Annotated in this window: 19 protein-coding genes and 1 other RNA gene; 8 read left to right on the top strand and 12 right to left on the bottom strand. The window is 25.4% G+C overall.

The window, feature by feature from the left end:
- Window positions 1–56: 56 nt before the first annotated feature.
- The 3 genes from ychF to BBP_RS00895 form a co-directional block, all read right to left on the bottom strand.
- A complete protein-coding gene (ychF, locus tag BBP_RS00905) occupies window positions 57–1,148 on the bottom strand; it encodes a redox-regulated ATPase YchF (RefSeq protein WP_011091313.1) in 1,092 nt (363 codons plus the stop codon).
- A gap of 44 nt (window positions 1,149–1,192) precedes the next feature.
- The gene (gene pth / locus BBP_RS00900; RefSeq protein ID WP_011091312.1) at window positions 1,193–1,816 is read right to left on the bottom strand and encodes an aminoacyl-tRNA hydrolase; all 624 of its coding nucleotides are present in this window, start codon (window positions 1,814–1,816) and stop codon (window positions 1,193–1,195) included.
- 95 nt (window positions 1,817–1,911) lie between these two features.
- Window positions 1,912–2,538: a Fe-Mn family superoxide dismutase gene (locus BBP_RS00895; RefSeq protein WP_011091311.1), complete on the bottom strand. Its 627-nt coding sequence runs from the start codon at window positions 2,536–2,538 to the stop codon at window positions 1,912–1,914.
- Window positions 2,539–2,737: 199 nt separating this feature from the next.
- Between BBP_RS00895 and rnt the strand changes: the two genes are divergently transcribed.
- Window positions 2,738–3,391, top strand: a complete 654-nt coding sequence (gene rnt / locus BBP_RS00890) for a ribonuclease T (RefSeq protein WP_011091310.1) — start codon at window positions 2,738–2,740, stop codon at window positions 3,389–3,391.
- A gap of 64 nt (window positions 3,392–3,455) precedes the next feature.
- On the opposite strand, the gene grxD is transcribed toward rnt, so the two are convergent.
- Window positions 3,456–3,782: a Grx4 family monothiol glutaredoxin gene (gene grxD / locus BBP_RS00885; protein WP_011091309.1), complete on the bottom strand. Its 327-nt coding sequence runs from the start codon at window positions 3,780–3,782 to the stop codon at window positions 3,456–3,458.
- Window positions 3,783–3,912: 130 nt separating this feature from the next.
- Here grxD and ssrA point away from each other — a divergent pair.
- Window positions 3,913–4,277: a transfer-messenger RNA gene (gene ssrA, locus BBP_RS02830) on the top strand.
- A 57-nt stretch (window positions 4,278–4,334) separates the two neighbouring features.
- Here the strand turns inward: ssrA and nadK are convergent.
- Entirely contained in the window at window positions 4,335–5,213 is an 879-nt protein-coding gene (gene nadK, locus BBP_RS00880) for an NAD(+) kinase (protein ID WP_011091308.1), read from the bottom strand.
- Window positions 5,214–5,326: 113 nt separating this feature from the next.
- On the opposite strand from nadK, the gene BBP_RS00875 reads away from it, so the two are divergent.
- The gene (locus BBP_RS00875; RefSeq protein WP_011091307.1) at window positions 5,327–5,911 is read left to right on the top strand and encodes a nucleotide exchange factor GrpE; all 585 of its coding nucleotides are present in this window, start codon (window positions 5,327–5,329) and stop codon (window positions 5,909–5,911) included.
- 80 nt (window positions 5,912–5,991) lie between these two features.
- Here the strand turns inward: BBP_RS00875 and ung are convergent, their stop codons facing one another.
- Complete coding sequence (gene ung, locus BBP_RS00870) at window positions 5,992–6,666, bottom strand: uracil-DNA glycosylase (RefSeq protein WP_011091306.1); 675 nt, start codon at window positions 6,664–6,666, stop codon at window positions 5,992–5,994.
- 235 nt (window positions 6,667–6,901) lie between these two features.
- Between ung and BBP_RS00865 the strand changes: the two genes are divergently transcribed.
- The gene (locus tag BBP_RS00865; protein WP_011091305.1) at window positions 6,902–7,501 is read left to right on the top strand and encodes a peroxiredoxin; all 600 of its coding nucleotides are present in this window, start codon (window positions 6,902–6,904) and stop codon (window positions 7,499–7,501) included.
- 158 nt (window positions 7,502–7,659) lie between these two features.
- Here BBP_RS00865 and BBP_RS00860 read toward each other — a convergent pair whose 3' ends face one another.
- Window positions 7,660–8,499: a DUF2076 domain-containing protein gene (locus tag BBP_RS00860; RefSeq protein ID WP_011091304.1), complete on the bottom strand. Its 840-nt coding sequence runs from the start codon at window positions 8,497–8,499 to the stop codon at window positions 7,660–7,662.
- A gap of 540 nt (window positions 8,500–9,039) precedes the next feature.
- Here BBP_RS00860 and gyrA point away from each other — a divergent pair.
- The 4 genes from gyrA to yfaE all read left to right on the top strand — a co-directional run bounded on the left by gyrA (window position 9,040) and on the right by yfaE (window position 15,602).
- Window positions 9,040–11,583, top strand: coding sequence for a DNA topoisomerase (ATP-hydrolyzing) subunit A (gene gyrA / locus BBP_RS00855; protein ID WP_011091303.1), 2,544 nt, complete (start codon window positions 9,040–9,042; stop codon window positions 11,581–11,583).
- A 274-nt stretch (window positions 11,584–11,857) separates the two neighbouring features.
- Entirely contained in the window at window positions 11,858–14,143 is a 2,286-nt protein-coding gene (gene nrdA, locus BBP_RS00850; protein WP_011091302.1) for a class 1a ribonucleoside-diphosphate reductase subunit alpha, read from the top strand.
- Window positions 14,144–14,207: 64 nt separating this feature from the next.
- Entirely contained in the window at window positions 14,208–15,338 is a 1,131-nt protein-coding gene (nrdB, locus tag BBP_RS00845; protein WP_011091301.1) for a class Ia ribonucleoside-diphosphate reductase subunit beta, read from the top strand.
- On the top strand, window positions 15,339–15,602 hold the full coding sequence (yfaE, locus tag BBP_RS00840; protein ID WP_011091300.1) for a class I ribonucleotide reductase maintenance protein YfaE: 264 nt from the start codon (window positions 15,339–15,341) through the stop codon (window positions 15,600–15,602).
- Window positions 15,603–15,692: 90 nt separating this feature from the next.
- On the opposite strand, the gene pta is transcribed toward yfaE, so the two are convergent.
- The 5 genes from pta to prfA form a co-directional block, all read right to left on the bottom strand.
- On the bottom strand, window positions 15,693–17,840 hold the full coding sequence (pta, locus tag BBP_RS00835) for a phosphate acetyltransferase (protein ID WP_011091299.1): 2,148 nt from the start codon (window positions 17,838–17,840) through the stop codon (window positions 15,693–15,695).
- Window positions 17,841–17,893: 53 nt separating this feature from the next.
- Complete coding sequence (locus tag BBP_RS00830) at window positions 17,894–19,096, bottom strand: acetate kinase (RefSeq protein ID WP_011091298.1); 1,203 nt, start codon at window positions 19,094–19,096, stop codon at window positions 17,894–17,896.
- Between the two features lie 516 nt (window positions 19,097–19,612).
- Window positions 19,613–20,422, bottom strand: a complete 810-nt coding sequence (sirB1, locus tag BBP_RS00825) for an invasion regulator SirB1 (protein ID WP_011091297.1) — start codon at window positions 20,420–20,422, stop codon at window positions 19,613–19,615.
- A gap of 174 nt (window positions 20,423–20,596) precedes the next feature.
- Window positions 20,597–21,430: a peptide chain release factor N(5)-glutamine methyltransferase gene (gene prmC / locus BBP_RS00820; RefSeq protein ID WP_011091296.1), complete on the bottom strand. Its 834-nt coding sequence runs from the start codon at window positions 21,428–21,430 to the stop codon at window positions 20,597–20,599.
- Window positions 21,427–22,515: a peptide chain release factor 1 gene (gene prfA / locus BBP_RS00815; RefSeq protein ID WP_011091295.1), complete on the bottom strand. Its 1,089-nt coding sequence runs from the start codon at window positions 22,513–22,515 to the stop codon at window positions 21,427–21,429. Before prfA ends, prmC begins: the two co-directional genes overlap by 4 nt.
- Between the last annotated feature and the right edge of the window lie 1,459 nt (window positions 22,516–23,974).

The following is a 23,974-nucleotide window of genomic DNA, read 5'->3' as shown; positions in this document are numbered from 1 at the left end:
CTCTATATAAATTATTTTTATAAAAAATAGAAATTATTTTAAATTAAAAACAATTTCTATACATTATACAAAACATGAATTATATCTCCATCACAAATAACATATCTTTTTCCTTCTATTCTAATTTTCCCTAACTCTTTAGATCGCTTTTCTCCTTTATATTTAATAAAATCATCATAAGAAATCACTTGAGCTCGAATGAATCCCTTACTAAGATCTGTATGAATACATTTTACAGACTGAAAAATGAACAAATTATTAGTTGTAGTCCATGCATGAACTTCTTTTTTGCCAGCAGTAAAAAAAGTAATTAAATTTAAAGCATTAAAACCTGCCCAAATTACATTTTTTAACATTTTATTAAATAATTGTTTATATTTTAAAGAAAGATGATCGTATGCACTAACGTCATTTTTGCTACTTTGCATTAAATCTAAACAAACATTTACTGTTTTAGCATTATGTTCATTTTTAATTATATCAAAAATTTCCCGTTTATATAAATTTCTAGATTGATCTATACTTATATTAAAAATATACACTACAGGTTTTAATGTAATTAATCTTAAATAATTAATTACAAAAATTTCTTCTTCAGTTAAATTTAATGATCGCAAACTTTTACTTTTTTCTAAATGGTACACGCATTTTTTTAATATTAATAACTCCTTGTTAACTTGTTTATTATGAGATAACTTGTTTATTTCAAGCTTGCACATTCTATTTTTACATACTTCTATATCTGATAGTATTAACTCAAGATTTATAATTTGTACATCCCGCACTGGATCTACTGAACCATAGATATGGGTAACATATCTATTCTCGAAACAACGCACTATATGCATAATTACATTTGTGTCTCTAATATGATCTAAAAATTGATTACCTAATCCTTCACCTTTATAAGCGCCTTTTACTAATCCAGCAATATCTACTAACTCTATAGTTGCTGGAATAATTTTATTAGAACAAACTACTTGAGCTATTTTATTAAGGCGATTATCCAAAACAGGAACTATGCCAACATTAGACTTAATAGTACAAAACGGATAATTATCTGCAGGAATATTTAATTTAGTTAAATAATTAAAAAGAGTAGACTTTCCTACATTAGGTAAACCAACAAAACCACATTTAAAACCCATAATAATATATTATACCTCATAAAAACTTATTGTTTCTATACTCATTAATTATGATGAATTACACAACTATTCATGTAATGATCTAACATAGAATTCAACGAACTTTCAGTCATAATAACATTGCGTTGATTTATCGAATCATAAATGACACGAATTGCACATAAAATAGCTCTATTAATTAATAATTTCTCAGAAACATTAGGTTTAGATAATACAAACTTAGATATTTTGTATCCGCTATTAATTGGACGTCCTATTCCAATTTGAATTCTCAAAAATTTTATGTTAGTTCCTAACACAGCAAGAACGTTTCTAATTCCATTGTGTCCATTGTGACTAGATCTCAATCTAAACTTGACATTTCCTGGTTTTAAATCTAATTCATCATGTACTACCAATATTTCGTGTAACTTAATGTTATAAAAATTTGATATAGCTAAAACTGATATTCCACTTAAATTCATAAATGTATCCGGAACTAATACATGAATATTTTTAGACAAAATATTAATTTCTGTAGAATAACCTAAAAATTTGTTATTTTTTTTTAATTTTTTATTTTGTTGTGTAACTAAACTGTTAACTAGCCAAGAACCAACATTATGACGAGTATCATTATATTTTTTAATCGGATTTGCTAAACCTACTATTAATTTAATTTCTTTCAAACATTGTCCTAATTATTTTTTTATCAAAGACTAATTTATATGAGTACTATTTAAGATTTTCTGATATATAAAATTAATATTAAAAAGATTACATATTACATATTTGATATATTAAAAAAACGATAACTAACTTCATCCCAATTAACTACATTCCAAAAAGCATTAACATAATCCGAACGATTATTTTTATATTTTAAATAATATGCATGTTCCCATAAATCTAAACCCAAAATAGGAATACCTGAAATACCCGATATTTCTTTTCCCATTAAAGGAGTATTTTGATTAACTGTAGTAACAATGCGTAAAGTATTATCATATTTTTTAATTAACCAAATCCAACCAGAACCAAAATGACTTAATGCTATCTTTTCAAATTGCTTCTTAAAAAAATCTACTGATTTAAAATTTTTTTCAAGAATAATTTTAAAATCATCTTTTAAAATTGTATTTAATTTTAACCATTTCCAAAATAAACTATGATTAATATGACCACCTGCATTATTTTGAAGTGCTAATTTATTTTCTATAGACAATATGTTTAATTTAGAAATCAACTCTTCAATCAATAAATTTTCATAATGAGTTCCATTTAAAATACTATTAGTATTATTTATATATGCTTGATGATGCCTAGTATGATGAATTATCATTGTTTTCTCATCAAAAAATGGCTCTAAACTATTATATGAATATGGTAAAGATGGTAATACATAAGTCATAATATATAACCTCTATTATAAATTAAACATTATTATTCTATCAAATAAAAATATCTCTTTTCACATATTAAATAAAACTATTAATTAATACTATAAATATAAGCATTTAAATTCTATTTGATTTATAGTAAAATTAAATTGTATTTCTGAACATGTGAAATACATATCAATAATATTTGTATATTAAACGAGAATTTAAATGTGTTATAGTAAAATAAATAATTCTTTACGAAAACGATTTCGAACATTTTATCCTGTAGTAATAGACATTGAAACTGCCGGATTCAATCCAGAAACTGATGCTATACTAGAAATAGCTATCATCACATTAAAAATGAATGAATTTGGATTACTCGAAAAAGAGCATTTATTGCATTTTCATATTCAACCCTTTAAAGGATCAAGAATTGATAAAAAAGCAATTGAATTTCATGGTATTGATCCATTCAGTCCATTACGTAGAGCAATTAGTGAATATGAAGCATTATATTCTATATTCAATTTAATTCACAAGGGAATAAAATCTAATAATTGTACTAAAAGTATAATAGTAGCACATAATGCTATTTTTGATTATAATTTTTTAACAGCTGCCATCACTAGAACTAAAATTAAAAACAATCCATTTCATTCGTTCGTTATTTTTGATACAGCAACTTTGAGTGGATTAGCAGTAGGACAAACTGTTTTAGCAAGAGCATGCAAAGCTATTGGGTTAACTTTTGATAACAATCAGGCACATTCAGCTCTATATGACACACAACAAACAGCAAACTTATTTTGTAAAATTGTTAATCGCTGGAAAACATTGGGCGGATGGCCACCCAATGATACACGAACAATAAAATTATAAATAATTTTAATATTATAACATCAATAAAATTTTACATCTATTTCTATATGTTTTTAAAGTTTTTTTAACTATTTAATTTATCGCATATAGAAATTGTTTTTTTTAACTCTCCCTTCTGAAATAATTCTAAAATGATGTTACATCCACCAATTAATTCTCCATTTACCCATAACTGAGGAAATGTTGGCCAATTAGCATATTTTGGTAACTCTAATCTAATATCTGGATTTTTGAGAACATCTATATATGCAAATTTTTTGCCACACGAAGAAATAGCGTGCACTGCCTGAGCAGAAAATCCACAACTAGGAGCATCAGGAGATCCTTTCATATAAATTATAATTGGATTATTTTGTATTTGGTTTTGAATTTTTTTTATAATATCATTCATATAAGTTTTATTACTCCTTTTATTTTACTAAACATTATACTTGCCATATAATTCAATTAATACAATTTTAATAAAAATTTTTAATATATTGTAGACTATTTTGTTATATATAATGTATAATGTGACGTGAGGGGCTGATATTGGATTTGACAAAATTATTGAAAACTGATGTGCATGCCGAGGATGGTTTGCCTCGTTAAAAAACCATAAAAAATAGTAGCAAAACAAAATCAATACGCTTTAGCAGCTTAATAATCTGAATAAAGCCCTTCTTTTAAACATATTCTCTTAATGTTTAATTTATATAGAAGGTTAATCTAAAGAGATCGCAACTCAAATCTATTTTGAAAGATTTTTTGTTGCTAAATAAAAACTTCAAAATATATATCTATAATGAGTCTATACATCGATAGATAAGAAAAGATAATAGACTAAGCATGTAGTATCTGAAGTCGTAAAAATTTTGGACGCGGGTTCGAATCCCGCCAGCTCCAAAAGTTTAAAAAAATTACAAAAACATAAAAACATTAAATTGGAAATTCACGAAATAAATTAGAATCTTTTAGACCAATTTAACTTCGAACTTAAAACATTAAAATAATTATAATTTTTAGGATGTAACAAACATAAAAATTTCTTACTCTTTTTTACAAAAATATTATCCTTACTGTTTAATGGTAATATCACTTGACTATCGCAACTAATTTTTAATTCAGAATGTATATGTTTTTTAAATTTTAAATAAACAATACTAGTACTATTAATAACTAATGGGCGAGATGATAAAGTATGCGGAAACATCGGAATTAATACCATAGCTTCTAGTGAAGAAACAAGAATAGGACCTCCTGCTGATAACGAATATCCAGTAGATCCCGTAGGAGTAGAAATAATTAATCCATCTGAACGTTGAGAAAAAGCAAATTCATTATTTATATACACTTCAAAATCAATCATATGAGCTACATGTCCAGCATGTAAAACAACTTCATTAATAGCAGTATTAATTAAAGCAGTGCCATTTTCTTTAACAATTTTTACTTCTAATAAAAAACGTTTTTCTATAAAATATTCTCCAGATAATACATTATATAATTGTTGAAACGCTGTATCTGGATTTAAATCAGTCAAAAATCCTAAATTTCCTCGATTAATTCCAATTATTTTTATATTATAACAAGATAAAATACGAGCAGCACATAACATATTTCCATCACCACCAACCACTATTGCTAAATCACATTTTTTTCCTATATTAGCTAAAGAATCAAAATTTATATTTTTTAATCTTAATTTATGTGCTACTTTATTTTCAATAATTACATTATATCCTTTATTAACTAACCAACTGTGCAATAATTTATGTGTATTTAATGCACTATCGTAACGAGGATGACCAACTATCCCAATAGAGCTAAAATAGTATTTCACAAAAATAGTTTCCTTATAATAAAATTTATTCATCTTATAAAGATAAATATTCAATACTACGCAATTCAATATATAAATTAATAAACTCAACCATAATTTTAAAAGGAATATTTATGAATGATATAGATAAACATAAAAAAGAAACTCAAACTGAATCTAAAAACGATCTAAATAACACAACAATTACTCAAAACAACGTGAGCGATGATTGTCAAAATCAAGATAAAATAAATTCTTTAAAACAAAAAATACTTGAAATTAAGAAACATATTTCCGAAGTGAAGTTACGAGAACAAGCTGAAATAGAGAATATAAATAAAAATACTAAAAACAAGATCAAAATAATAATAGACACACAACTAGAAAATTTTTTCAGAAATTTAATTCCTATTATAGACAGTTTAAAAAATATAAGAAAAGATATTAATAAATACAATAATATTAAAGACAATAATATGATTCAAGGAATTCCATTAATACTAAAATCATTATTAACCGTTACTGAAAAATTTGGGTTAAAAATAAACAATAAAAAAGGAAAACTATTTGATCCTAAATTACACACAACGATACCAAATGAAAACTGTAAAAATATTAATGAATACTATGTTTCTGAAATAATTCAAGATGGTTATACGTTCCACGAAAAAATTATTCGAAAAGCTATAGTAAAACTTTCGAAAGACAAAAAAACATAATAGTTCTTAATTTACGAACATACTAAAATTATATAAAATAGATTTATAAAACAAAGCATGTTTTATACATTATTTAAAAATTAAAAAAACCAATTAATAGGACTTTTGTTCTGTTGTTTGAGTATTTTGTTTGTTTTTGAAAAATGGCGGCATCCAAAAAATCCTCGATAAGCTGATAATGGTGATGGATGCGGCGCTAACAAAATATAATGTCGAGTTCTATCTATTAAACATATTTTTTTTTGAGCATATGAACCCCATAACAAAAATACTACACCTTTACAATATTCATTAATAATACTAATAACCTTATTAGTAAAACGTTCCCAACCTAACTTATAGTGAGATCCAGGTTTACCAGCCTCCACTGTTAAAACTGAATTTAATAAAAAAACCCCTTGTAACGCCCATTTTGTTAAACAACCATGCGAAAATGAGCGATTTTGACCTAAATCACTAATTATTTCTTTTTGAATATTTTTTAAAGACGAAGGAATAAATTTTACTATATTTTCAACAGAAAAAGCCAAACCATGCGCCTGATTTATTTTATAATAAGGATCTTGTCCAAGTATTACCACTTTTATATCATACAATTGTGTATGTACAAAAGCATTAAATACCTTTCCTTTAGGCGGGAAAATCATCTTTTTTTGACGTTCAAAAAAAAGATGATTTATTATATTAATAAAATAATATTTTTTTTTTTCATTTTTTAATATACTAGACCAATTTAATAATGTACGATTATCCATATAAGTTTTTACGCCTCATATATTTAAATAATGTTGCACAAAATTAATAATACTCTTCTTACATTTAGTTATTAATACGCATCTTAAACTTACATTCTTTAAATAATTATATTTAAACATTATTTTAACTTATCCATCTTAATGATCTTTTAATATAATTATAAATCACATATAATCTAACCTACTTATTATATTTTTACTACAAATTCATTTTATTAAATAGGAATTATAAAATATGGTTTTAGTAACTTATCCAGCTCCAGATTTTACCGCTTCAGCTATTTCATGTAATGGTGACATCATTAATAATTTTAACTTTAAAGAATTCACTAATAACCAAACTAGTATATTATTTTTTTGGCCAATGGATTTTACTTTCGTATGTCCATCAGAAATTATAGCATTCAATCAAGAATTATCTAAGTTTAAAAAACGAAATGTTAAACTAATAGGTGTTTCCATAGATTCAGTTTATGTACACCATGCATGGAGAAACACTTTATCTCACAATGGACAAATAGATAAAATAAATTTTACTATGGTTTCAGATTTAAAAAGAGAAATACAACGTTCTTATGGTATTGAACATCCTCAATTAGGAGTTGCATTAAGAGCAACATTTTTAATTGATAAAAATAGAATCATTCGACATCAAACTATCAACGATTTACCATTTGGAAGAAACATATCAGAAACACTGAGAATGATAGATGCTCTTCACTTTTACGAAAAATACGGAGAAGTATGCCCAGCTAATTGGAAAAAAGGAGATACCGGTATAAAAACTACCCAAGAAGGCATACACAAATATTTGGAAAAAATTTCTAAAAAATGAACCTAAATTACGTAGTCTTTATTTTAAAGAAGTTGTAAAACCATGACAAACCAGCATAAGTAAAATTTTTGATTGCTGGTTTTATGGTCAAAAATATGAATAATAACTTAAAATATATTAAGGATTTATAATTTAAAAATTGTGCAATTGTACTTTATTTATATAAAATTGTCATCATCAAAATCATTAAAACTACTATTATTATTGTCATTACTAAAATTAAGACTTTCATCATAATTATTATTACTAGTGCTATCTGAAACATCTGAACATAATGGAGAATCATGAAGTTGGTGATCGTTTTTAACATGTTCTCCATATTCATGTTCGTCATTTATATAATCCGAACTTGCAACATCATGTTTATCATTGTTCATATTATTATTAACAAGGTCATCAGAATCAGCACTAACAGGTGTAGGATTGTGACTAATTTGATCAATCATTTCTTCTTCAGGTCTTTTGTGCTGAAATAAATTCATTAATAAATTAGCCATTACCATACCACCAGCTACACCTGCAGCAGTTTGCAAAGACCCACTAAGAAATCCTGACATAGAATTATTAGAAGTATTATAAATAGTTTCCCTTCCTAAAACCGATGTTGTTTTTCCTACATTATTATTTAAACAATCCATTATAGGACGTTTTGAAATATCATCCTTATGATTACCTGCTTTATTACCTTGATTACATGCATCTATTTCTTTTTTCTTAGATTTAAATAAACCCGATAAAAAACCAAAAGAACCATGTTTAGTTTGTTTCTCATTCATAGATAAATTCTTTTCTAATTCAAGAATTTTTGCATTTAATTTCTCAATTATCATTTCTTGTACTAAAATCGTTTGTGTCATATAATATGATGAACTTGGTTGCTTACGTAATAAATCATTTATTAACTGTTCAGCATTTTTATCTCGATTAGGAAAATCAGATTCAGCTTTATACAGTCGTGAAAATAAGTTTTCTATCAACTTTTGTTCTTCATTATTCATAATGAATACCTCATTTTATACAAAATAAACTTATTAATGCTTATTATTTATGCCACGCGCTAATTAATTAAAATTTTTACTATGTCAACTAAAATATGTATCAAGAACACGAATATATTTTACTAAAGATGCTATTAAATTTTATTTTTAAAATTAATGTAATGAATAATCATACATTATAAAAAAATCTAACACAACGTTTTTGTAAATCCATAAAATTCATGTTTAACTATTTTATTATACTGTGAATCTAAAACGAAAAATACAAAAGCAAAAATTCTAACACGCTAACATGGTGTATATTAATAATATTGTAACTTTCAAAATTGTTATAATATTATTTTTTCATGACAACATAATGCAATTGAAGTATTAAAATTAAATTTTATTTACAAAATGTTTACCATTCCATAATTTGTCTTCAAATATTAAAATCATTAACGACATTTTAAAAATAATGTTTTCTTTATAATAAACTTCATTTTATTATAGTATGATAGTACTATTTTTAAATTCAAGAATCCTAGAGAAATTAATGTTATGAAAGAAGTTGCCAAGGAAATTATTAAAATTGATATTGAAGATGAATTAAAAAATTCATATTTAGATTATGCTATGTCGGTTATTATTGGTCGCGCTTTACCTGATGTACGAGATGGTTTAAAACCAGTTCACAGGAGAATACTTTTTGCGATGAAAGTACTAAATAATGATTGGAATAAAACATATAAAAAATCAGCCAGGATAGTAGGCGATGTTATTGGAAAATATCACCCACATGGCGATACAGCAGTATATGACGCAATAGTTAGAATGGCACAACCATTTTCACTAAGATATGTATTAATTGACGGGCAAGGAAACTTTGGTTCAATAGATGGAGATTCAGCAGCAGCAATGAGATATACCGAAATAAGAATGTCTAAAATTGCATACGAATTGCTGAATGATCTAGATAAAAACACAGTATCTTTTTTTTCAAATTATGATGGAACAGAAAAAATTCCCGAAGTACTACCAGCTAAAATCCCAAATTTACTTATTAATGGATCTTCTGGTATTGCAGTAGGAATGGCAACTAATATACCTCCTCATAATATTAAAGAAGTAATTAATGGATGTTTAGCGTTTATTGACGATCAAAACATTACTTTAAAAAAACTTATGGAACATATTCCTGGTCCAGATTTCCCTACAGCTGGATTAATAAATGGTAAAAGGGGAATAGAAAAAGCATATAAAACAGGAAAAGGTAAAATTTATATTCGTGCTAAAAGTATCATAGAAATCCAAAAAAAAACAAAAAAAAAATCAATAATTATATATGAATTACCATATCAAGTGAATAAAGCACGAGTTATTAAAGGAATAGCTAATTTAGTAAAAGAAAAAAAAATAGAAGGCATTACTACGTTACGAGATGAATCAGATAAAGAAGGAATGAGAATCGTTATTGAAATTAAAAAAGAGACAAAAGCAGAAATAATTCTTAATCAATTATATTCTTTAACACAATTAGAAATATCGTTTGGTATTAATATGGTAGCTTTGATTCACGGTCAACCAAAAGTAATGACTTTAAAAGAAATTTTAAATGCCTTTATAAATCACAGGCGAAAAATAATAATGCGCCGTAGTTTGTTTGAACTTAACAAAATAAGAAAAAAAATACATATTTTGGAAGGATTAATTATATCTTTAGATAATATAGATCTTATCATAAATTTAATTAAAAAATCTTCCACATTAGAAGAAGCTAAAAATAAATTAAAAACATATCATTGGTATTCAAAACATGCACAATACACACAAATCCTAAAAAAAAATGCACATTCTTTAACACCATATGATAAAAAATTACGTCCAATAGATACACAAAAATTTTTCTTAACTCCAGAACAAATTCAAGCAATTTTAGAGTTACGTCTGCAAAAATTAACTCATTTAGAACATAAAAAATTAATTTCTGAATACAAACAACTTTTTAAAACATCAAATAATTTAGAAAATATATTAAAAAATAATAATATTTTAACTAAAATTATGAAAGATGAACTAATCAAGATTCGTGATAACTTTGGTGACAAACGACGCACTAAAATAAACGTAAATTACTCTGATATTAATACATCTGATTTAATAAATAAAGAAAATGTAGTTATTACATTGTCATATTCAGGATATGTAAAATATCAACTATTGTCTAGCTATGAAGCACAAAAAAGAGGAGGAAAGGGAAAATTAGCAGTAAAAACAAAAGAAGAAGACTTTATAGAAAACTTATTAGTAGCTAATACACATGATATAATTCTCTGTTTCTCTAGCAAAGGAATCTTATATTGGATGAAAGTATACCAATTACCTGAAGCTAGTAGACACGCTCGCGGGCGCCCAATCGTAAATTTATTACCTTTAAGTTCAAACGAAAGAATAACTGCAATATTACCCATTTCAGAATATAAAGACAGTATAAATATATTTATGGCAACTTCTAAAGGAATGGTCAAAAAAACAAGTTTATACGAATTTAAAAAACCAAGAACAAAAGGTATAATTGCTATTAATTTAAAAGCAGATGACGAATTAATTGGAGTATCATTGACTAATGGCAATAATACTATTATGTTATTTACTGCGCAAGGAAAAGCTGTTCATTTTTCTGAAATACTAGTTAGAAAAACTGGAAGAACTGCTATAGGCGTCCAAGGTATTAAAATAAAAAAATCAGATAAAGTAGTGTCCTTAGTAGTCCCGAAAAAACATGGAAATATATTACTTATTACAGAACATGGATATGGTAAACGAACTGAAATTCATGAGTTTCCAATAAAATCCAGAGCTACTCAAGGAACTATTGCTATGAAAATTACTAAAAAAAATGGCATTGTGATTGGAACAATGCAAGTTGTAAATCAAGATCAAATTATTATAATTACTAATGCAGGGACATTAGTCAGAACAAGAGTTTTAGAAATAGGAATATTAGGACGAAATACGCAAGGTGTTATCATTATCCGAACTTCAAAAAAAGAAAAAGTTGTCGCATTACAAAAAGCAAACGCATTACATCTAAACAGCGTATAAATGTTATCCACTAATTTTAAAACACTTATGAGTTAATATAATTATTAAAAAAATATAACAAGCAAAAAAAATTTCTCTACTAAATCTTTCGTTAATATTACAAAATATATATTCTTTATTTTATAATTTAAACTATATTTAGTATATTATTCATCTTAAATATTCAAATACTTATGCAACAATAAAATCTTTTAAAAAAATTTAATATTTCTACCATAAATATAAATAATAAATATATTTATTATCTTCATCTTAAATTAGGTAAAAAAATGATATGAATCAAATGCTATTTGTTACAAAACGCAATGGAAAAATAGAACTAATAAACTTAGATAAAATTCATCGAGTGTTAAATTGGGCAGCAAAAGGACTAGAAAATATTTCTATATCTCAAGTAGCATTAAAATCTAGAATACAATTCTACAATAATATTAAAACTACTATTATACATGAAACAATTATTAAAGCTGCAGCAGATTTAATTTCAGAAAATTCACCAGATTATCAATACATGGCAGCTAGATTAACTATATTTCATCTTAGAAAAAAAGCATTTGGACAATTTAATCCACCAAATCTATACGACCATGTTAAAAACATGATAAAATTAGAAAAATATGACCAACACTTGCTAAATGATTATCCTAAACAAGATTTTTTAATAATGAATTCATTCATTAAGCATCGACGTGACATGAATTTTTCATATGCTGCAGTAAAACAATTAGAAGGAAAATATTTAATACAAAATAGAGTTACTAAAAAAATTTATGAAAGCGCACAATTTTTATACATTCTTATATCTGCATGTTTATTTTCTAAATACCCTAATGAAACTAGAATGAAATACATAAAAAATTTCTATGATGCTATTTCTACATTTAAAATTTCCTTACCTACCCCAATTATGGCTGGTTTAAGAACTCCAACACGTCAATTCAGTTCATGTGTATTAATTGAATCAGAAGATAATTTAAATTCTATTAATGCTACTACAAGTGCAATTGTAAAATACGTATCTCAACGTGCAGGAATAGGTATTAATGCAGGAAGAATTAGAGCATTAGGAAGTCCAATTAGGAATGGAGATACACTACATACAGGATGTATACCATTCTATAAACATTTTCAAAGTGCTGTAAAATCATGCTCTCAAGGTGGCGTAAGAGGTGGTGCTGCAACAATATTTTACCCTATTTGGCATTTTGAAATAGAAAGTTTATTAGTACTTAAAAATAATAGAGGAATAGAAGAAAATCGTGTGCGACACATGGATTATAGCGTACAACTTAACAAATTAATGTATCAACGTTTAATACTGGGAGAACATATCACTTTATTTAGTCCATCAGATGTACCTAACTTATATGATTCTTTCTTCAACAATCAAGAAAAATTTGAACGTTTATATATTAAATACGAAAATGATAAAACTATTCGAAAAAAAAAAGTAAAAGCATCATACCTATTTTCTTTAATGATGCAAGAAAGAACTTCTACCGGAAGAATATATATACAAAATGTTGATCACTGTAATTCTCATAGCGCATTTAATCCTAAAATTGCACCTATACGTCAATCTAACCTATGTTTAGAAATTACATTACCTACAAAAGCACTACAAGATGTTCACGATAAAAATGGAGAAATATCGCTTTGTACTTTATCTGCAATAAATTTAGGATCACTAAATAACCTTAATGATTTATCTAAATTGTCAAACCTAATTGTTAGAGCATTAGATTCAGTATTAGATTATCAAGAATATCCAATTTTAAGTGCCAAAAAATCTGCGTTATCACGACGAACATTAGGTATTGGCGTTATAAATTTTGCTTATTATTTAGCTAAAAATGGAGTTCGATATTCAGATGGAAGTGCAAACAACTTAACACATAGAACATTCGAAGCAATTCAATATCATTTACTTAATGCATCATGTGTATTAGCTCAAGAAAAGGGAGCTTGTCATTGGTTTAGTCATACAAATTATTATAAAGGGATCTTACCAATTGATACTTATAAAAAAAATGTCGACGAAATATGCAATGAACCTTTACATTTAGATTGGGAATTACTCAGAAAAAAAATCAAAAAATATGGATTAAGAAATTCAACATTATCAGCATTAATGCCATCAGAAACATCATCACAAATTTCTAACGCTACTAATGGTATAGAACCTCCAAGAGGACTAATAAGCATAAAAGCATCAAAAGATGGTATGTTACGACAAGTAGTACCAGAATACAAAAGATTAAAAAATAACTATGAATTATTATGGAATATTCCAAATAATACAGGATATCTACAATTAGCTAGCATTATGCAAAAGTTTGTTGATCAATCTATTTCTGCCAATACAAACTACGATCCAAAACTATTTCCTAATAATAAAATCCCAATGCAACAACTAATATTAGATTTACTAACAGCTTATAAGTTAGGCTTAAAAACATTATACTATCAAAATACTCGTGATGGTGCTTCAGATCATCAAACAGAAGACATACAATTTTCTAAAAACGAAAATTGTAATCATGGAGCATGCAAAATATAAATTCTTTTTTGAAACATTACTAAAATACATAACTTTTACATCATAAAAACTAAGGAAATATATAATGACTTATACCACTTTTTCAAAAAATAAAAACAATCAATTATATGAACCAATGTTTTTTGGACAATCTGTTAATATTTCAAGATATGACCAACAAAAATATGAAATTTTTGAAAAGTTAATTGAAAAACAACTATCTTTTTTTTGGAGACCAGAAGAAGTAGATTTATCACGAGACTATATAGATTTTCAAAACCTTCCGCAACATGAAAAACATATTTTTGTTAGTAATTTAAAATATCAAACATTGTTAGATTCTATTCAAGGAAGGAGTCCAAACATTGCACTATTACCAATTGTTTCTTTACCAGAATTAGAAACATGGATAGAAACATGGTCATTTTCAGAAACCATTCATTCTAGATCATATACCCATATTATTCGAAACATTATAAATACTCCATCTTTGATCTTTGATGACATTATTGACAATAAAAATATAGCAAATCGAGCCAAAGACATTGCAAAATATTACGATGATCTAATAGAATTAACTAGTTATTGGCATTTGTTTGGAGAAGGAAAACATACCATTAACGGTAAAAAAATAAAAATCGACCTTCACGAGCTCAAAAAGAAATTATATCTCTGTTTAATTAGCGTTAATGCATTAGAAGCAATTAGATTTTACGTGAGTTTTGCTTGTTCTTTTGCATTTGCAGAAAGAGAAAAAATGGAAGGAAATGCAAAAATAATTCGTTTAATTGCACGAGATGAAGCATTACATTTAACAAGCACTCAACATATTTTAAATATCTTACACAACGATAAAAATAATGAAGGAATGTCAGACATCTCAAAAGAATGTTATGAAGAATGTTATCACTTATTTATTCGAGTATCCGATCAAGAAAAAATATGGGCAAAATATTTATTTCAAAATGGATCAATGTTAGGTTTGAATCAAGAAATTTTGTCACAATATATCGAATATATTACCAATATTCGCATGAAAGCAATAGGTTTACCATCACCTTTTAAAATTTTATCTAACCCTATTCCATGGATCAATTCATGGTTGATATCAGACAACGTCCAAGTCGCTCCTCAAGAAATATCTGTAAGTTCATATTTAATTGGACAAATTAACTCAGAAATTAATGATTCCGATTTTGAAAAATTTAAATTATAAATGATAAATTCAAAAATCATTATATTAAATAATAATAAAGTTATTTACTATAAACCACAAAACATTACTTTAATATCTATATTAGAAAAAAATGATATTATCTTAGACTCTCAATGTAAACAAGGTTATTGCGGGTCATGTAGAATTAAACTATTAAAAGGTCATGTTTATTACAAAAACATATTTCCATTAGCATCTTGTAAGCCAAAAGACATTTTTCCATGCTGCTGTACAATTAGTGGGAGCATTCTAATTAAAATTTAAAACATAAAAATATTAAAATTGATATGTTATTAACAAGTTTATGCTATATTTATTTAAACAAATACTACCATTTTTTAAATTGTTATATTTTTAGTGAGATAAACTAGACTGTAATACTGTGACTGCAATAGTATATACTATGTCTTGAACTGAAGATCCTCTCGATAAATCATTAACAGGTTGATTAATTCCCTGAAGAATAGGTCCTATTGACAAAATATTAGCTGAACGTTGAACAGCTTTATAAGTTATATTTCCAGAATTTAAGTCAGGAAAAATAAACACAGTTGCATTTCCTGCTACCAAAGAATGTGGACATTTTAATTTTGCTACGCTTCGATTGATTGCTGCATCATATTGAATTGGTCCATCAACAATTAAATTTGGAGAACGTTCTTGAACAATTCTTGTAGCCTCTTTAACTTTATCTACAGTATCTCCAAAACCAGAACAACCAGTTGCATAAGATAACATCGCAACTTTAGGAAATATTCCAAACAATCGTGCAGTATTTGAAGATTGAATTGCAATTTCTGCTAATTGTGTAGCATCAGGATTAATGTTTACAGCACAATCAGCATATAGTGTTACATAATCTGACAATAACATAAAAAATACAGAAGATATTAAAGAAGAACCCGGAGACGTTTTAATTAATTGTAATGCAGGAAGAATAATACTAGAAGTCGTACCAATAGATCCAGAAACTAAGCCATCTACTTTTTTAGATTCTAATATTAACGTAGACAAAATAGAATTATCTTTAACTAATTCATTAGCATGAGCTAAAGTTATTCCATGATGTCTGCGAAGATGACATAAACGCTCAACATAATTTTTTCTAATTAATTTTGGATCTATAATCTCTATATTAGAATTTAAAACAATATTATTAGACTCAGCTATGTTTTTAATTTTTTTAGGATTGCCTAATAATGTACAATACGCTATATCATTCTTCGAACAAATAGAAGCCGCTTTTATTATTCTAAGTTCACATCCTTCTGGAAGAAGGATATTTTTCATAAATTTTTTCGCTAAATGCTTTAAATTATATATAAACAATGAAGGCAAACATATACTATTATATTGATATGAATGTTTCAATGATCTAATCCAATCCAAATTAATATGTCTGGACATATCATTTTCAATTATGTTTAGCTGATAATTTTTGTTATCTAATTTAAAATTAAATTTATGTAATAACGACACTACCGTAAAAACATCGTTGGGTGTAGAACAAATAGTACAATTAGCTATTTTAAGTTGATCAATAAAATCTGTACACTTATCATGAACATTTAAAAAATTTGTTAATAAAATAGCACTAATCAAAATTTTATTTTTGTTTATTTGAACACATATTTCTTTTATTTTATCATTAGATATAGCAGGAATAATTAACAAAGAACGATGAAATTTTTTTGCATTTTTTATATCTTCGTTCGTATCATAAATAATAAAAGTTTTGATATACTGAGAATTCATGCATCGATCATAAATTATATTAGCTCCCAAATATTTATCACACAAAATTTTTACTGATGGTTCCATTAATTTATGAATCCATGGAACACAACCTAAAACTTCAATTCCATTTTTTTGAAATAAAAAATCATATTTGACATCACCAAAATTTATTTTTTTAACTGAACTTTTAAACATATCGAACAAATTAACATTTCCATAATCATTGCGTACTTTTTGACATAATTCATTTATAATCACACCTCGTATATTTATATTTTTATTTTTTTTAAAAACATTATTTATAATATAAACAATATTGTTAATATCTAATTGACTAGATCTATCTACAGCACAAACAAAAACTATTTCTACATTTATACTCTTAGAAATATAATAATTAATGTCATTAGATAATACATAAGTATGAGATTTAGTATCAAAACCTTCTATTAAAAAAATGTCATATTTTTCTTTTTTTGCATATACTTTCGATAAAATATAATCTACAATTCGTTGCTTAATTTGTTTTAAAGAAAATTGATTAATGAAATCAACAATTAAAGGATTAATGTAAGACAAAGACTGCGTATCTTTTAAAATTAAAGAAGTATCATCAATATTATAATTAGTATTAGAATACTCAATAGCAGATTTTAAAAATTTGACATTAAACTTACAACGCTTCATAGCTGAAATTACACTTAAGCTAATAGTAGTTAGTCCAATATTTTTCCCTATTGGAACTAGCATTATTGTTCGTGTCATTATTTATTACACCTCAAAAAAATACAATAAACTTTAAATTAGTTTTTGTAATATCAATTAATTTCAGAAAAAGATTCTTTTGCTATAATTAATTCTTCATTAGCAGGAATAACTAATATAGGAAAAGTATTTTTAATATTAATAAATCCTTCTTTACCAGATTTCATCAACATATTAATATCAGAGTTTAATTTAAAATTCAAAAAAGCTAACTTAGAAATAACAATAGAACGAACTAAAGAAGAATTTTCACCAATACCTCCAGTAAAAACAATTCCATGCAATTTTCCTTTTACAACAGACATATATCCACTAATATATTTTGACAAACGATAACAAAACATATCTATAGCTAATTTTATTCTAATATTCGAATTATATTCACTTTCTAAATTACGAAAATCACTACTAACTCCACTTAGTCCTAATAAACCAGATTTATTAATCAAAATATTATTTATTGTTGAGATACTTAAATTTAATTGTTTATTCATAAAAAAAATAACTGAAGGATCAATATCTCCACTTCTAGTGCCCATAATTAACCCTTCTAATGGTGTCAAGCCCATTGAAGTATCAACGCATACACCGTTTTTAACAACAGACACTGATGCACCACCACCTAAATGACAAATAATTATGTTTAAAGAAGTTAATTCAATTTGTAAAAGTTCAGAAGATCTACAAACAGAATACTGACAACTAATACCGTGTGCTCCATATTTTCTAATACCAAACTTTTTATAAAACTTATACGGAATAGCATATAAATAAGCAAATTTTGGAATAGAACTGTGAAAAGAAGTGTCAAAAACTGCTACATTTTTTTCTTTTAAATGCGGAAGTACAGCATGAGATGCTTTAATTCCTAACAAATTTATAGGATTATGTAATGGTGCAAAACTACATGCATCGGTAATTAATTTAATTATCTCTTGTGTAATAAGAACAGATTTATTAAGATTTACCCCACCATGTACAACACGATGACCTACACATGCAATATTATTAAAAATTTTTGATTCTTCTTTTAGAATTTTTGTTAAAATATAATTCAAAGCATAATCATATGATTTACTTTTATTTATAACGCGAACATATTCTTTTTTTTTAATTTTCCAAAAAAATCTTATTTGAGATAAATTTAAAAACTCAACGATACCACTCAATTTCGTTGTATAGTTATCTGAACTAACTACTGAAAACTTAAGTGAGGAACTGCCACAGTTCAATATTAAAACCAATTTATTAAACATAATTTCCTATGAAAGTTAAATATAATTTAAAATATGTACGATAAAAATAATCTCATTTTACACCTATATTATATTTTTTAAAACATTAAATCACTGTAATAAAACACTAACATATTTTTTTTTAAAATCAGACACGTCAAAAAATATAACTTTAAAAAATTTATAAAAAAATGTAATAATAAAATACATAAATTTATAGAAATATATTTAATTTTTATTAAACACAATAAAAACAAAACATTATATAAAATTACCAATTATTAAAATAAAAATACAATAATTAAAACCACAAAATAAAATAATATAATATTACTAAAATTTAGTATAAAACTATTAATTAATATATAACTATATTATTTATCGACAACATTAATTAATTTTCTCAAATTAACTATAATACAATTTACATTTACTCTTTTTAAATAAATATAATTAAAAATATTATGCTTAAATATTTTAAAAAATTTAATTTTAAAATATTACTAAATATAACTAACGTCTAAAAAATACACATGATTAATGCAAAGTAATTACTTTTTTTTCCATAGAATGAATTTGAATTTTTAATATTTCGCTAATTGGGTCATCAGGACAATGCTCTACAAAATAGATTAAATCAGTTAATGCAACATGATCACATTCTAATTGTGAATAAATTAATCCGCGATCACGAATTTCATAAGGATTTTTTGGATCAATTTTTAATAAAACATTACTTACATTTAACGCTAATTCCAAATTCCTTTCTTCCATTAAAGCAGATTTTAAGATGTCTAACATTTTTCTAACAACTTCAAAATACTGCACTTTATTTAGATAATTATTATATAATTCAGCTGTAGGACTAATATTACCTTTTAACCAAACCTTGAGTACATGTTTATTTAATGTATCACCATTAAAAGGATTAATTAACCACATATTCCCATTGCCATTGTCAGCACGCAAAATTAATTGCGTTGGAAAAATTACTGGCATAAGAGGAAGATTTAACTGCTGAGCGATATGCAAAATTATAATACCCAACGAAACAGCAGTACCCTTGTGAGTCTTTAAAACATGATCCAGCCATAAAACGTCAGATAACTTATAAATTCCGCTAGCACATTCAAACTTCCAATTTTTATAAAATAATTTTATTAACTTTCTTAATTTTAAAAATGGAAGATTTTCAGATACAACATAATTTCTAGCTACTTCCACTTTATGCTTTAAATCTTCTATGACTCTTTTTGAAGGAAAATCTTGACGTATAGCTCGTGATACTTCAATAATAGATTCACACAATGGTAATTTAGAAAAATCAGAATTTAAAAAGTACGTCATAATATTTCCAAAATTTTAATATTAACCTACTAAAATATAGTAAATCTTAAAATTACATAATTATATATAATATCTTATTAATATACGCTATACATATAAAATGTTATATAAAAATATATATTACTAAAAATAACTTAATAATAAATATTAAAACTTACACACTACTTATTACTGTTATTGTTTTTGTCCTACTGTAACACGATCACTATCACAATAATCTCGATATGTATTAATATTTATAAAACTATATTTATAAAAAAAACTTTGAACTTTGTCTTTTTGCTTCCAACCATGCTCAACTAATAACCATGCTTTAGAATATAAATATTTCTTAGAATATTTTATGATATGACGAATCGCACCTAACCCATTTTCAGATGAAAACAATGCAATAAAAGGCTCAAATAATACTTCTTTATCCACATTTTTCATTTCACTAAAACTTAAATATGGAGGATTACTGACAATCATATCAAACATATTATCTACTTTAGAAAACCAAATACTATGTAGAAAACTAACATTCTTTAATTTAAGTATTTTAGCATTTTTACTAGCTATACTAATAGATTCTTTAACACAATCTATTCCAATAATTTTACAATCTAATCTCTCACTGGCTAATGCTAAAGCTATAGATCCACAACCAGTACCTAAGTCTAATACTTTAGCATTACTCAAGTTTTTTAAATAAATCAATGCTTTCTCAACTAAAATTTCTGTGTCTGGTCTAGGTATTAGAGTACTATTCGACACTAAAAACGGCAAAGACCAAAACTCCTTTACATGAATTAAATACGAAATAGGTTCACTATTCATTCTTCGTTGCAATAAAACATTTAAATCGATTAAATTATCGTAAGTTAATTTAATAAAATCATTGCTAATAATCCAAGTTCTACACTTTTTTAATACATAACTTAACAATATTTCTGCATCTAAATTAGGGCTTGAACTAGTTTTTTTTAATTTTAAAGATGCATATTTTAACCAATTTTTAATTTTCATAAAAATTCAATATTAGATAAATTTGATAATACATCTGCATTATGCTCTTGAATAATAGGTTCTATTAAAACATCTAATTTTCCATCTAATACTTCATCTAAACAGTATACCACTAAATTAATTCTGTGATCCGTTACTCTATTTTGAGCAAAATTATATGTTCTATTCCTATCTGATCTCATACCAGTACCTAATAGATCACGTCGTTGAATAGCGTTTTTTTTACGTTGATTATATAATTCAGCTGCCTTAATTCTAGAAACCAAAACTGACAATGCTTTAGCCTTATTTTTATGTTGTGATCTTTCGTCTTGACACTCTACAACCTGTCCAGAAGGAATATGAGTTATTCTAACAGCAGAATCTGTTGTATTAACATGTTGTCCTCCAGCACCAGAAGAACGAAAAGTATCAATTTTTAAATCATTAATATTAACTTTTTCTATTTCCTTTTTTGGAACTACAGGTATTACAGCTACTATGCAAGTAGACGTATGAACACGCCCTTGAGATTCTGTTTTAGGGACTCTTTGAACACGGTGTCCTCCAGATTCAAATTTTAACTTTCCATACGAACCCTTACCTGTTATCTTAACAATAATATCTTTATATCCTCCCTTTAAACTATGAGTCATATGAATTATATTAGTTTTCCAATTTTGAAACTCAGAATATTTAATATACATACGAAATAAATCCCCCGAAAATATAGCTGCTTCATCACCACCCGATGCAGATCTTATTTCCAGAAAACAATTTTGTTGATCATTAGGATCACACGGTAATAACAAAACTTGTATTTCTGTTTCTATCTTTTTCATTTTTTTAGATAACATCTGTAATTCTTGTTCTGCTACATCATGTAATTCACTATCTAACAATAGTAATTTTGTCTCAATTACATCATGATTACAATTTTTCCACTGAACAAAACAATAATTAATATCAGATAATTTAAGATATTCTTGAGACAATTCACGAAATTTTTCTTGATTTGAAATAACTGTACGATCTGATAACATACTTTCTATTTCTTCATATCTTCTATGCAAAGATTCTAATTTTTTCATCATAGAACTTTTCATAAGTTTTAATATACCTTTTTAACGCTAATTCAATAAAACACGAAAATTACATATCCTACCTATTATAAATATATTAATCACATGAACAAAAAATTTTATATTATGATACAATTTAATATATTATTAATTGCGATTAATAAATACTACTTAACTTATTTAAATCTGATTAAACAAAAATAACTATTACATATAACTAATCTTTTTAATTTTATATATAAACAAAAAACACAACCAAATAACTATAATATATAATATGTACACTACACAAACATTATTATATATACTTTTTAAAATATATACACAAAAAACATATCCTAACAACTAAAACAACACCACAACTTTTAAACTTTATATAACAGAAATTATAAAAATGCATGAAAATAAAACTTAAAAAAACATAATTAAATAAAAAAAATATCTAAGAAGAAGATTCTATTCGCATAATTAAAAAACAATATAATCAATCTATCTTTCTTATACTTTTAAAACATAGCGTATGTGTCTAAACATGTTGTAATTTCATGATTCTAAAAACTTGATTTATATTACATCTATTTTGTCTTAACTAATGGTTTTATTACATAAAACTAAATTCTAATTACTTATTAAATTACATTATTAACATTTAAAAATTTTAACTATAATTAAATATTATAATATTTCCTAACTTACAAATATTTTTACATACATACTAAAAATTTCAATATGTTTTTAAATTTTTTAAAATTTCATAACAAATAATTTTTATAACATTTGTACTAAAAAATAACAATCCTTATACTATTGAAAAAAATTAACAAAACTTAATAAAAATAAAATATTAATAATTAAAACATATCATAATAAATACTTGAAAATCTCCAGCTAAAATTAACTTATTCCTATATATCTCAAGAATTCATCCTAATAGACATAGACATCATAATATACAAACTCTATTTTAGTTACTAAATTACGAATATCTTATCTATATATCTACGAATTCTAGTAGTAAAATAAATTTATCAAAAAATGTAAACTGCATATCTAATTCAAATAACATAATTGTTCAAAAAGCTAAATTATTAAAACACAAAATACATTCTTTTAAAAATAACTCACTACAATTAGAAAAAAATATTTATTTAAAAATACCAATAAAAGGCAGTTTAGGAAGAAAATTATCTAATTCTAAAACAACATAAATTACTCTAAACCAATTATGGAAAACAAAATTTAGATTAAAAAAATAGCTTATTTTAGTAAAAAACTAGGTGCAGTTGTTCTAATTTTTATTATGGGACGTACTTCTATTGCAAAAGGAATCGAAAACATTCTTTATCCTTATAATACTAATCAAAATAGTACTTAATTTCCTATCCAAAAATTGGAATATCTACTAAAAAATTTTTTCTGATCCTTTGTTAACACAAAATTCTCCAATTTTGATGCATTCAATCATTACTGAAACGCCTATTTC

The organism is Buchnera aphidicola str. Bp (Baizongia pistaciae), assembly GCF_000007725.1.
Classification (GTDB): Bacteria; Pseudomonadota; Gammaproteobacteria; order Enterobacterales; family Enterobacteriaceae; genus Buchnera_B; species Buchnera_B aphidicola_H.
Note: the sequence above shows the minus strand (reverse complement) of the source record. Positions and strands in the feature narration are given on the sequence as shown.